9 protein-coding genes and 1 pseudogene are annotated in these 11,707 nt (G+C 72.1%); all 10 read right to left on the bottom strand.

Annotated elements, in window-relative coordinates:
* Positions 1-446: 446 nt before the first annotated feature.
* Positions 447-947, bottom strand: coding sequence for an HtaA domain-containing protein (locus AMIR_RS35620; protein ID WP_015801494.1), 501 nt, complete (start codon positions 945-947; stop codon positions 447-449).
* Positions 948-1,073: 126 nt separating this feature from the next.
* Positions 1,074-2,381, bottom strand: a complete 1,308-nt coding sequence (locus AMIR_RS13335) for an MFS transporter (protein ID WP_015801493.1) — start codon at positions 2,379-2,381, stop codon at positions 1,074-1,076.
* Positions 2,382-2,501: 120 nt separating this feature from the next.
* A complete protein-coding gene (locus tag AMIR_RS13330; protein ID WP_015801492.1) occupies positions 2,502-3,749 on the bottom strand; it encodes an ATP-grasp domain-containing protein in 1,248 nt (415 codons plus the stop codon).
* A 119-nt stretch (positions 3,750-3,868) separates the two neighbouring features.
* Positions 3,869-5,176 (bottom strand): cation:proton antiporter, encoded by a 1,308-nt coding sequence (locus AMIR_RS13325; protein WP_015801491.1) that lies wholly within the window; start codon positions 5,174-5,176, stop codon positions 3,869-3,871.
* A complete protein-coding gene (locus tag AMIR_RS13320) occupies positions 5,173-7,026 on the bottom strand; it encodes an ABC transporter substrate-binding protein (RefSeq protein ID WP_015801490.1) in 1,854 nt (617 codons plus the stop codon). Before AMIR_RS13320 ends, AMIR_RS13325 begins: the two co-directional genes overlap by 4 nt.
* A 143-nt stretch (positions 7,027-7,169) precedes the next feature.
* Positions 7,170-7,532 carry an avidin-fold protein gene (locus AMIR_RS13315; RefSeq protein WP_015801489.1) on the bottom strand — a complete coding sequence of 121 codons (363 nt, stop codon included), beginning with the start codon at positions 7,530-7,532 and terminating at the stop codon, positions 7,170-7,172.
* Positions 7,529-8,392, bottom strand: a pseudogene (ddaH, locus tag AMIR_RS13310) (dimethylargininase); the annotation flags it as partial. The gene AMIR_RS13315 and the pseudogene ddaH, both read right to left, overlap by 4 nt.
* Positions 8,393-8,452: 60 nt before the next feature.
* Entirely contained in the window at positions 8,453-9,694 is a 1,242-nt protein-coding gene (locus AMIR_RS13305) for an ATP-grasp domain-containing protein (RefSeq protein WP_015801487.1), read from the bottom strand.
* Between the two features lie 9 nt (positions 9,695-9,703).
* Entirely contained in the window at positions 9,704-11,332 is a 1,629-nt protein-coding gene (locus AMIR_RS13300; protein WP_015801486.1) for a class I tRNA ligase family protein, read from the bottom strand.
* The gene (locus AMIR_RS13295) at positions 11,329-11,694 is read right to left on the bottom strand and encodes a cupin domain-containing protein (RefSeq protein WP_041837731.1); all 366 of its coding nucleotides are present in this window, start codon (positions 11,692-11,694) and stop codon (positions 11,329-11,331) included. Before AMIR_RS13295 ends, AMIR_RS13300 begins: the two co-directional genes overlap by 4 nt.
* Between the last annotated feature and the right edge of the window lie 13 nt (positions 11,695-11,707).

Raw genomic sequence — 11,707 nt, 5'->3', positions numbered from 1 at the left:
GGTCGTTTGGGTATTTCCCCGCGCGGTGGACCACAGCGCGAAACCGACGTCCGGCGGTGCGCGCGCACCGCCGAGCGGAGCAGTCAGCGGCGACCGCGGGGATCAAGGGCGCGGGCTTTCCGCAGCCGGAAACCCCTACGGGACAACGGGACGCCGACCAGCGCGCCCCACCGTCCCCGAGCCGTCACCAGCACGGACAAGGGCACCGACGATCCCGGAAACGAATTCTGTGAAATCGACGTGAAAGCCGTGCACGCGCAGAGAGCATCGGCGCGGCGAACGGGGACCAGCATCGCCCGAACGGGTCAGAAAGGGGAAAACCCCGGTGACGGGCGCCGATCACGCGGCGCCGATCACCGGGGCTCGTCCGCAGAGCTCGTCCCAGGGGCTCGTCCACGGGACTGGTCCACGGGGCGCGGGGTCGACCCACCCGCGCCGGAACGGGGTCAGGGCGCGGGGACCCGGATCTCCAGCGGCTCGAACGGCTCACCGGCCTGGTACACGTCGTTGAACAGCTCGACGCCCTCCGGCGCGAGCACCACGTCGCTCGCGCTCCAGGCCGACTCGCCGGGCCCGGCGTCCAGCGGCACGGCGGTGAACGTGACCAGCCTGGTCCGCTCCTCGGACTTCAGGTACGGGTCGGCGATGGTCAGCTCCGCCTTCCCGTCCCGGATGGTCACCTCGGGATCGGCGATGCGCACGTACAACATGCCGAAGTGGCCCGCGAACCGCACGTCGCCCCGGAAGGGCAGCACGAGCGCGCCGTCCACCTCGCGCGGCTCACCGGCCTCGTAACGGATCTCGCCGCCCTCCAGGGGGTGCGCGCCCTCGCCCGCGCCCGCGCGGCCGTCGGGCATCCGCAGCACGTAGTCGACGAAGCTGCGCTTGATCGCCCAGCGCAGGCCCGGTCCCCCGGTCTCGTCCACCACGTCGTCCTGCTCGGCCACCACTGCCTCCCGCCGCGAAAGTCCACCAGCCCAGCCGACCCTACGCCGCCCGGACGCGCGCCGGGGGCCCGTTCCGCGTCACCGGGACGGACCCCCGAACCACCGCGCGAGCCCCCGAGAGCGGGCTCAGCCCTTCTTCTCCTCGGCCACCAGCACCGGCTCCACCGGATCGGCGACCACGGCGGGGGCGTCGTCGGCGGCCTTGCGCGCGTTCACGCCGTAGGCGCCCACCAGCGCGGCCAGCAGGCCGAACCCGGCCAGCACCGGCCACACGCCGCGCCCGATGCCCAGGAACAGCATGCCGCCCAGCACCGGGCCGATCGCCGAGCCGAGGCCGAACACGAACTGGAAGCTGCCGATGTACCGGCTCTTGAGGTGCGCGGGACCGGCCATGCCGGGGTAGGCGAACACCACGGGTCCGCCGATGATCTCGCCGAGCGTCCACACCAGCGTGCCGATGACGATCACGGCGGGGCCGAGCGGCAGGCCGTACAGCGCGTACCCGACCGCGACGAGCGAGTAGGAGGTGAGCACGACCAGGCGCGGCTTGAGGCGCTGGGTCTTCTTGGTGACCAGCAGCTCCAGCAGGATCACCGCGCCGCCGTTGAGCGAGACCGCCAGGGTGTACCAGAACACCGGCACCCCGGACGACTGGACGTCCAGCGGCAGCGTGGACATGTACTGCACGTACAGGATGGAGTTGAAGAACATCCCGAGCAGGTAGCAGAGGTACCGGCCGTCCTTGAACAGCTCCAGGTAGCTGCCGGTGGGCGCGGCGCCGTCCTCGTCCGCGCCGCCCCGGCCGGACAGCTCGCGCTCGCGCGCCTTGGTGGGCAGCGCCACGGCGGCCAGCAGCGCGTAGGCGAGCGCGACCAGCGCCTCGCCCCAGAACAGCAGGTGGTAGCTCTCGCCGCCGAGGTGGAACAGGCCGAAGCCGATCAGCGGGGCCGCCGTGGTGCCCAGGTTCAGGCCGAACCGGTACATGGCGAAGGTCATGACCTGCCGGTCGTCGCTGGTGAGCTCGGACAGCAGGGTCGCCGACGCCGGGCGGTAGACCTGGCTGACGGCCGCCACGAAGACGATCGCGACGATCAGCGAGCCGTAGTTCGGCAGGTACAGCAGCGAGCCGATCAGCATCGCCGAACCGGCCATGCTGAGCACGGTGGCGTTGCGCGCGCCCAGGCGGTCGGCGAGCGCGCCGCCGATCAGGACGCCGATGACGCTGCCGACGCCGTACGCGCCGAGCGCCGAGGCGGCCTGCGCCTCGGTGTAGCCGCGCGCGGTCAGGAACAGGACGAGGAAGATGTTGAGGAACCCGCCGACCTTGTTGACGAAGACGCCGCCCAGCACGGCTTTCACCGCTAAGGGGGCTTCGACGAAGGTCTGCCAGATCCCGGCGGGCTTCGGTTCGGCGGGAGTGGTCTCGGTAGTCATGGCGTCATCACTTCTAGGCGACGGGACGGGCGGGTCGGCGGGACTGGTGGAGCTGGTCGAACCGGTGGGGCTGGTCGTGCGGGTCGGGCCTGACCGGCTTGACCGGTCAGGCCCGGCCGGTCAGGCGGGCGTGACCGAGAAGGCGGCCTCGGCGGCGTCGAGCTGCCGGGCGACCTCCTCGCGGGTGTCGCCGAGGGCGACGGCGAACCCGACGCGCCCCCAGACGGTCCCCTTCGGCGGCGGGGAGACCACCGCGCCCGGCTGGGCGACGACGACCGCGAGGTGCAGGTCGGGCGGGAGCGCGGCCTGGTCGAACCCGAGGGAGCCGATGGTGGTGTCCTCCCGCTCGACGTAGAAGAACCGGATGCCCGCGACGCCGGAGCGGGTGCGGGTCAGGTCGGGGACGCGGCCGGTGGCGGCGGCTGCGGCGGCGAGACCGGGGTCGACGCCGGTGGCGACCTTGCCGAGGTAGGGGATCATGTCACCGCCGAGCCTGCCGTTGACCTCGATGACCTTCGGGCCGTCGGCGGTGAGCATGAACTCGGAGTGCGTGAAGCCGTCGGTGAAGCGCAGCGCCTCGTGGGTGCGGCGCAGGGCGTCGACGAGCGCGGGGTCGGTGAGCAGCGGGTCGTCGGCCGAGACGAAGTGGCCGACCTCCTCGGCGTACGGGTGGTAGCCGACGACCTTGCGGCCGACGAACAGCGGGGTGACCTCGCCGTCCACGACGACCGAGTCGACGCTGATCTCCTCGCCGGAGACGAACTCCTCCACGAGCACGGGCTGGTCGGTGTCGAACACGACCGGCTCCGGGCCCTCGGCGGCGAGGGTGAAGGCGAAGTTCGCGCGCACCTGGTCGGCGTCCTCGACCTTGATCACGCCGAGGCTGGCGCCGAGGCCGCGCGGCTTGAGGATGGCCGGGTAGCCGAGCCGGTCGGCGGCGGCGACGGCGTCCTCGACGGACTTGACCGGGACCGAACCCGGTTGCGGCACACCGGCTTCGGCCAGCGCGGCGCGGGTGCGGCCCTTGTCGCGCAGGCCCCACACCACGTCGGGGTCGCCGTTGCGCAGGCCGAGGGCCTGGGCGGCGAAGGAGGCGGCGTGGATGCGGGCCTCGTCCCAGCAGAGCACGCCCGCGACGGGTCCGGTGGTGGCGACCTCCTTGGCGGCGGTGGCCAGCGCCTGGCCGTCCATGGTGCTGGGCAGCACGGTCCAGCCGTGGACGTGCTCGCGCTCCCAGGTGGGCTCGGCGGTGAGGAACAGGTGCACGCGGTACTCGGCGCTGATCGGGCCGAGCAGGTACTCGCGGTAGGTGCGCATCCCGGTGCCCACCAGGATCAGCAGCGGGCGCGGGTCGTCGGGTTCGGTCATGGTGTCCTCGTCTCGGCGGCGGGGTTCCGGCGCGGTGGAGGTCGACCGGTAGGGGCCGACCGGTGGTGCTCGGTGGTGCTCGGTGCTGTCAGGTGGTGCTCGGTGGTGCTCGGCGCCGATCAGGGGTGGCCGCTGAAGACCTTCTCCCGCTCGTTCTCCTCCTCGGTCACCGCGATGCGCCGGACGGCGTACCGCAGCGTCGGCGGGGCCATGAGCGAGGTGACGACGGCGACCAGCACGACGATCGTGTAGCCGGCGGTGGTGAGCACCCCGAGGCGCAGACCGGCCATCGCGACGATCACCTCCACGACGCCGCGCGCGTTCAGCCCCGCGCCCAGCGCGAGCCCTTCCCAGTGGCCGAGCCTGCTGAGCCGGGCTCCGACGTAGGCGCCGACGAACTTGCCCGCGATGGCGATGGCCAGCACCACGAGCGCGGCCAGGAGCACGGCGGGGTCGGCGAGCAGCGTGAGGTCCATGCGCAGCCCGGCGGTGGCGAAGAAGATCGGCGCGAGGACCGCCATGGTGAACGTGCGCAGCGGGGCCAGCTTCGCCCGGTTCAGCAGGCCGGACGAGCTGAGCAGGATGCCGCAGGCGAACGCGCCGAGGATGGCCTCCAGGCCGAGCGCGTGGGTGCCCGCGGCGGAGGCGAGCAGCAGCACGGTGACGACGGCGACGGTGGTGGCCGGGTCCTCGGAGCGGTCGGCGCGGGTGAGGGCGGCGCGCACCAGCGGTCGGCCCACGAGCAGGGCGACGGCGGCCACCAGGACGAGGCTGCCGAACGTGAGCAGCAGGTGCCCGCCACGCAGGCCGGTGGTGGCCATGGCGGAGACGATGGACAGCAGCGACCAGCCGACGACGTCGTCCACGGCGGCGGCGCTGATGGTGAGCTGGCCGATGTCGCGGTGCAGCAGCTTCATCTCCAGCAGGGTCTTGGCGATGACCGGGATGGCGCTCACGCACATGGCCACGCCGAGGAACAGCGCGAACACCGGCCGGTCGGCCTTCTCGCCCATCAGGGAGGCGGGCAGCGCGAAGCCGACCGCGACGCCGAGCGCGAGCGGGAGGAACAGGCCGCCCGCGCTGACGCCCGCGGCCTTCGCGCCGGTGCGGCGGATCAGCTTGGTGTCGATGTGCATCCCGGTGAAGCCGACCAGCAGCAGCACGCCGATCTGGCCGACGGCGTCCAGGAGGTGGATCTGCTCGGCGTTGGCGGGGAAGAGCCAGTCGGAGACGGCGGGCGCGAGGTTCGCCAGCAGGGACGGGCCGAGCAGGATGCCCGCCGCCAGCTCGCCGACCACGGCGGGCAGGTTGACGCGGGCGCACGCGCGGCCGAGGGTGAAGGCGACGCCGAGCAGGACCGTCAGCTGGAGCAGCAGCACCAGCATGGGGTGGGCCGCGATCGGCGGCGGGGGCGCGGCGGTGATCACGCCGGGTCCTCGGCGTAGTACCAGTTCTCCGGGTTGATCATGCCGTAGGGGTTGATCGGCCCGAAGCCCCTGAGGTTGTTGGCGACCTCGAAGAGCCGGATGGGGAAGTTCGGCGTGAAGATCACCGGCACCTGCTCGGCGATGTAGTCCTGGTACTCGTAGAGGACGTCGAGGTCGTCGGTGGTGACGGTGCGCTCGATGAGCGCGTCGGCCTCGGGGTCGGTGTAGAAGCCGAAGTTGCCGCCCGCGCCGGTGGAGAAGAGGATCTCGCCGGTCGGGTGGTGGTAGGCCCAGCCGCCGTTCCAGCAGCACATCTCCCACAGGCAGGGGGTTTCCTCGGTGGGCACGCACGGCGCGTCCTCGGCGACCAGGACGGAGCCGTAGATCTCGCGCAGGCGCAGCTCGATGCCCGCCTCGGCGGCGGCGTCGCGGAAGCCCTCCATGAGCCTGGTGAGCGCGGGCCTGCCTTCGACGTAGCGCATGAGCAGGGTGAGCTCGGTTCCCTCGGGGATGCCCTCCCCCGCCTCGCCCGGTCCGGTTCCGGCGCGCACGCACACCGCAGGGGTCCGGCTGGTGTCCCAGCCGTTGGCCTCCAGCAGCTCCTTGGCGTGCTTGGGGTCGAACGGGAGCGGCCAGGCGCCCTCGCGCTGGCGCGGGGAGACGTACTCGGTCCTCGGGTACATCGGGACGGGGCCGTTCTGCCGGTAGGCGTAGCCCTGGTAGATGTCGCGGACGGCGGTGTCCTGGTCCAGGACGCTCTGCAGCGCCTGGCGCAGGTAGGTCTGGGCGAACATCTTCCCGACGACGGTGGGGTTGTTGTAGTTGAGCGAGATGTACCGGATGCAGAACGCGGTCTGCGGGTGCATCGTGTAGTGCTCGGCCAGCGGGTTCGGGCCGCCGACGACCGGGTCCACGGCGGGCTCGGTGGCGAAGCTGAGCGGCAGGTAGCCGACCTGGAAGCCGCCCTCGGCGTCCGGGCCCTTCTTGAGGACCTCGTACTGCTCCTCGTCGGAGAAGGTCGGGATCTGGCGGAACTCGTCCAGGTGCGGCTTGTTCGGGCCGGAGTAGTGCTCGTTGGGGACGAAGGTGACGACGCCTTCGAGGGTGTAGCTCTTGAGCCGCCACGGCCCCGAGACGACGCTCCACACGGGACTGTCGGCCCACCTGGTGCGGTGCTCGTTGCCCTCGTTGATGATGTCGCCCTGCTCGGCCATCAGGTGCTCGTAGACGGCCTCGACGTCGGCGAGGTCGCCGGAGGCGTTGGCCGGGCCGTCGGCGGTGCGGTCCCACGCCTTGGGCAGCGGGGTGATGGTGCTGAGCTGGTTGTGCAGCACCCAGTGCTTGGAGTAGGGCTTGTCGAAGGTGAAGAACACCTCGTCGTCGGCGAGCTTGCCGTACTCGGTGAGGTTGTCCGGGAAGTAGCCGGGGACGTACTCGCCGTACCTGGGGCCCTTGACCTTCATCAGGTTCACCCAGAACAGCACGTTGTCGGCGCAGACGGTCTCGCCGTTGGACCACTTCCACGGCTTGATGCGCACGCGCGCGGTGCGGCCGTCCTCGCTCCACACCGGCTCCTCGCCGATGCTCTGGTGGTAGTCGACGTTCGGGGTGCCGTCGCTGCCGAAGTAGTACAGCGTCCGGTACATCAGGGCCTGGAACTCCAGGATGTTGCGGGTGCCCATGCGCTCGGCGGGCGTGAACGGGAAGATCACGGCGGGCGGGAAGCCCGGCGCGCAGGCCCAGGTGACGACCCCGCCCTTGCGGGGGACGTCCCCGGCGGGTGCGGCGGTCGGGTCGGCGGCGGTCGGGTCGGTCGTGGCCAGGTCGGTGGCGGACTGTGCCGTGGTCATGTCTCGGTGCTCACCCGTCTCGTTCGGCGCGCTGCGCTGTGCGCTGTTCGGTGCTGCGCGCTGTTCGGTGCTGCGCGCTGCTGTGCTGTGCTTCGGCGGTGCGGCGCCGCCGCCGGGCCCCACGTCCCGGCGGCGGCCGTGCGCTAGGCGCGGGGCCCGATCTCCTCGATCACCGAGGTGCCCCGGTCGGCGTGGGCGCCGAAGCGCTCCCAGACCTCGTTGAGCCGGACCCGGCCGTCGGCCAGCACCTGGGGCGTGCTGGTGCAGTGGCCGGAGACGACCCGGTTGTCCTCCAGGACCATGCAGTAGGCGAAGTCGAGCCTGCCGTCGGGCAGCACGGTCCCGGTCAGCGTGCCGCGCCGGGCCCGGCCGCCGAGGAACTCGCCCCAGAACAGGTCGCCGTCCTGGTGGTAGACGGCGACCCGCGACTCCTCGGGCGCGCCGTCGGCGACGGGGGAGAACCTGCGGCCGTCGTAGTCGATCCGGTTCTTCTCCGTGGTGGTCATCGCGCTCCCCCGCTCGTCCCGCGCAGCTCCAACGTGCAGCACTTGGCGCTCCCGCCCGCCTTCAGCAGCTCGGACAGGTCCACCCCGATGGGGGTGAAGCCGCGCTCGGCCAGCGCCCGGTGCAGCCCGAGCGCCTCCTGGGCGAGCACGACGTGCTTGCCGTCCGAGACCGCGTTGAGCCCGAACACCTCGGCGTCGTGGTCGTCGGCGAGCACCGCGTCCGGGTACAGCTCGCGCAGCACCGCCCTGCTGGACGCGGAGAACGCGTCCGGGTAGTAGGCGACCTCGTCGTCGGACAGCGCGGCCAGCGCGGTGTCCAGGTGGTAGTAGCGCGGGTCGACCAGCTCCAGCGGCACGACCTCGCGGCCGAACCAGGAGGCGGCCTCGGCGTGCGAGCGCGGGTCGGTGCGGAACCCGTTGCCCGCCAGCACCCTGCGGCCGACGACGAGGTAGTCGCCCTCGCCCTCGTTGACGAACTCGGCCTCGTGGCACGGGAAGCCGCGCTCGCGGAACCAGGCCAGGTAGGCCGGTCCCTCGGGGACGCGCTCGGCGTGCCGGAAGCTGGCCGACAGCACCCGGCCGTCGACGACGGTGGCGCCGTTGGCGGCGAACACCATGTCGGGCAGGCCGGGCAGGGGGTCGATCAGCTCGACCCGGTGGCCCAGCCCCAGGAACAGGCTGCGCAACCGCTCCCACTGCAGGACCGCGATGGCCGCGTCGGTGGGCTTCTCCGGGCGCATCCACGGGTTGATCGAGTAGGTGACGTCGAAGTGCTCCGGTCGGCACATGAGGTAGTGCCTGGGTCTGGCCACGCGCATGGGCGGCGTCCTCTCGTGGCGGTCCGGCGCCGCCGCGTGCGGGCGGCGCCGGTGGGCCGGAACCGGTGGGCAGGCACCGGTGGTGGGCTGGAACCGTTGCGGCTACTGGAAGTCGACGGTGATGCGCTCGGCGAAGTCGGCCATGGTGGCGAACGCCTCGGCCTCGGAGCCGCCGGTGGTGCCGAGGAACCCGAGGATGGTGTTGCCGTTCGGCGGGCGCTTGATCACGTCGCCGGGCCGGGCGGTGATCTTGAGCAGGAAGACCCGGTCGGACTCGGCGACCTCCTGCGGCACCACGACCTCCTTGACCACGCCTGCCCCGGAGATCAGGCACATGGAGGTGGTGTGGGTGCCGGTGGGCCGGAAGTGCCGCACGTCCGGCGCCTTGCCCGCGGCGATGTCCACCACGGCGGCGATCGGGTCGTGGTCGGCGGTGACGCGGGCGATCATGTCGAGCCCGCCGCCGCCGACCCGCGCCGCGATCTCCAGCAGGTAGGGCTCGCCCCGGTGGAAGCGGACCTCGGCGTGCATGACGCTGCGCCGCAGGCCCTGGGCGAGCGCGCCCGCCTTGACCACGGCGTGCACCGCCGCCAGGTCCTGGGGCGACATGGAGGTGGGGGCGTGGTGCACGTCGTCGTCGAACGTGCCGCCCTCGGCGGTGATCCGGTCGACCACGGACCCGAGGTAGACCTCGCCGTCCCAGGCGACGGCCTCCATCAGGTACTCCTTGCCGTCCAGGAACGACTCGACCAGCAGGGCGTTGGGCCCCAGGTCGATCCCGTCGGCCTCGGAGTTGGCCCAGAACAGGTCCCGGATGCCCTCGGCGGCCTGCGCGTAGTGCTCGGCCAGCTCGGCCTCGTCGTCGCACTTGAAGACGAAGTGGCTGCCCGCGCCCAGGGTGGGCTTGACGATGACGGGGAACCCGAACTCGCGCGCGGCCTCCTTCGCCTCCTCCAGGCTCTCGACGTGCCGGAAGCCGGGGATGGGCGCGCCGCCCGCCTGGTGGGACTGGCGCATCAGCAGCTTGTTGCGGCTGTTGACGGCGGCCTCGCGGCCGATGGTGGGCAGGCCCAGCGCCTCGGCGATGACGGCGACGGCCACGACCGCGGCCTCGGAGAAGGTGATCACGCCGTCGAAGTGCTCGGCGGCGTGCCACTCCCTGGCGACCTCGACCATCTTGTCGATGTCCTTGGAGCCGACCAGGCGGTAGCGGTCGGCTGGCCAGAAGTCCTCGGTGCCCTCGCCGTTGAGCACGTGCAGGTCGACGCCGAGGTCCTGCACCTGCCGGTAGCGGGAGTGGTAGTAGTCGAGGTACTGGCGGGTCTCGACGGTCAGCAGCTTCACGGCGGCCTCCTACCGGGCGCTGTCGATCAGGGTGGTGGGCCGGGTCGGCGAGTCGGTCGCGGGCAGCCGGGGGAACCGGAACGCCGGGACCTCGGTCGCGGGCCTGCCGCCGAGGGCGAGGTCGACGCCGAGGCCGGTGAGGCGCTCGGCGGTGTCGACCAGGATCGGCGCGGTCCACGCCAGCAGGGTGCGGGCCTCCAGCAGCAGGTCGCCGGGGGCGGTGGGCGAGTGGCCGTTGCGGGCCGGGTCCACGGTCTCGGCGAGCGCGCGCAGCCTGGCCAGCTGGGTGATCGCGGTCTCGGCGGCGCGGCCGAGGGTGAAGCCCGGCAGCTCGTAGCAGAGCCGGAACCGCTCGTCCATCGCGGCGGCGCGCCTGCGCCCGGCCTCGGTGGTGGGCAGCGCGGTGCCGTCGACGACCCCGCCCAGCACCAGGGAGGTGGTGTCCGCCAGGGAGTTCCACGGGTCGACGAGCCTGCGCGTGGTGACCGAGTGCAGCTGCTCGCGGCTGAAGTTGGTGCGCTGGAACTCGGGCGCGGTCAGCGCGAGGTAGAACCGCACCAGGTCCCTGGGCACCTCGGCGAACAGGTCGGCGCCCCAGATGAGGTGGCCCCGGCTGGTGGAGAACTTCTCGCCCTCCAGGTCGTAGAACTCGTTGCAGACGTTGGCGTCCGGCGTGGTGTAGCGGTCGCCGTGCGCCATCAGCATCACCAGGTCGACCAGGCCCCAGTGGTAGACGTTGTCGAAGCCGTGGAAGTAGACCAGCTCCGCGCCGCTCTCGGCGCGCCACAGCTCGTCGGCGGCGCCGGGCGGGTTGCCCTGCTCGGTGGCCGCCCACCAGGTGCTGTACATCGCGGCGGGGACGGCCTCGATCCACGGGTAGACGATCTGGCCGGGGGTCTCGGGGAACGGGGCGGGGATGCCCCAGGAGCCGGGGAAGGTGACCGGCACGTCCGGCAGCGGGCGGGCCAGCAGCTCGCCGATGAGTTGCTTGGCGTGCGGGCGCCAGCGCGGGGTGCGCGAGGCGTAGTAGGAGGAGAGGCGCTCGCGGTACTCCTCCAGCGGCAGCACGAGGATGCGCTGCTCCCGGTAGACCACCGGGTCGCTCGGGTCGATCGTGTACTTCGGGTCGATCAGCTCGTCGAAGTTGTTGGGGTGCCCGCAGTTCTCGCAGGCGCCGCCGCAACTGCCGGACAGGCACACCGGGCAGGTGCCGCTGACCAGGCCGTCGTACAGGAACACGCCCGCGTTCTTGGCGTAGGGCAGGCGCACGGTGCGCGGCTGGAAGCGGCCCGCGGCGTGCAGTTCGAGGAGGTAGTCGAGCACGGTGCGGCGGTAGCGCTCGTCGATCGGCGGCAGGCCGGGGACGAGGGTGCCCGCGGCGGCGAGCGAGCGGCTGATCTGCTCGGTCGAGGTGCGCACCAGCTCCTCGGGGGCCAGGCCCCTGCGGTGCGCGGTGGACACCACGTAGCTCTGGCTGTCGTCCGTGCAGGTCGTGTAGACCACGGGGCGGCCGGTGGCCTTGAGGTAGCGGGCGTACACGTCGGCGGACAGGTACGGGCCCGCGAGGTGCCCGACGTGCAGGTCGCCGTTGGAGGTGGGCGTGGCCGCGATGACGACGGCGGGCCGCGCGGTGGTCACCGGCTCTCCTGGTGCCTGGCGGTGAACTTGCCGGACAGCTCGGCGTCCCACCAGATCGAGTAGAACTGGAAGTCCTCCTCGCCCCGGTTCACCACCTGGTGCTCCTCGTGCGGGGTGAAGTGCACGACGTCACCGGCGACGAAGTCGGTGGTGCCCTCGGCGGTGATGATCTGGGCCTTGCCGGTCATGGCGACCCAGATCTCGTACTCGTGGTGGCCGTGCGCGCCGGACTCGGCACCGGGGCGCACCACGCACCAGGAACCCTCGAAGGGGGCGTTCAGCAGCGCCCACGGGACCAGGCGCTGGGCGACGAGCCCGTTGTCCTGCTTGAGGTTGTCCCGGTCTAACTTCCGCAACTCCATCATGTCGGTGCGT

Origin of the sequence: Actinosynnema mirum DSM 43827 (assembly GCF_000023245.1) — a bacterium.
Taxonomy (GTDB): domain Bacteria; phylum Actinomycetota; class Actinomycetes; order Mycobacteriales; family Pseudonocardiaceae; genus Actinosynnema; species Actinosynnema mirum.
This window is presented reverse-complemented; position numbering and strand designations above follow the sequence as displayed.

Excerpts from the sequence above, each read along its gene's own strand:
- AMIR_RS13320 (WP_015801490.1), bottom strand. The coding sequence starts at position 7,026 with ATGACCACGGCACAGTCCGCCACCGACCTGGCCACGACCGACCCGACC.
- AMIR_RS13335 (WP_015801493.1), bottom strand. The coding sequence starts at position 2,381 with ATGACTACCGAGACCACTCCCGCCGAACCGAAGCCCGCCGGGATCTGG.
- AMIR_RS13315 (WP_015801489.1), bottom strand. The coding sequence starts at position 7,532 with ATGACCACCACGGAGAAGAACCGGATCGACTACGACGGCCGCAGGTTC.
- AMIR_RS13295 (WP_041837731.1), bottom strand. The coding sequence starts at position 11,694 with ATGGAGTTGCGGAAGTTAGACCGGGACAACCTCAAGCAGGACAACGGG.
- AMIR_RS13330 (WP_015801492.1), bottom strand. The coding sequence starts at position 3,749 with ATGACCGAACCCGACGACCCGCGCCCGCTGCTGATCCTGGTGGGCACC.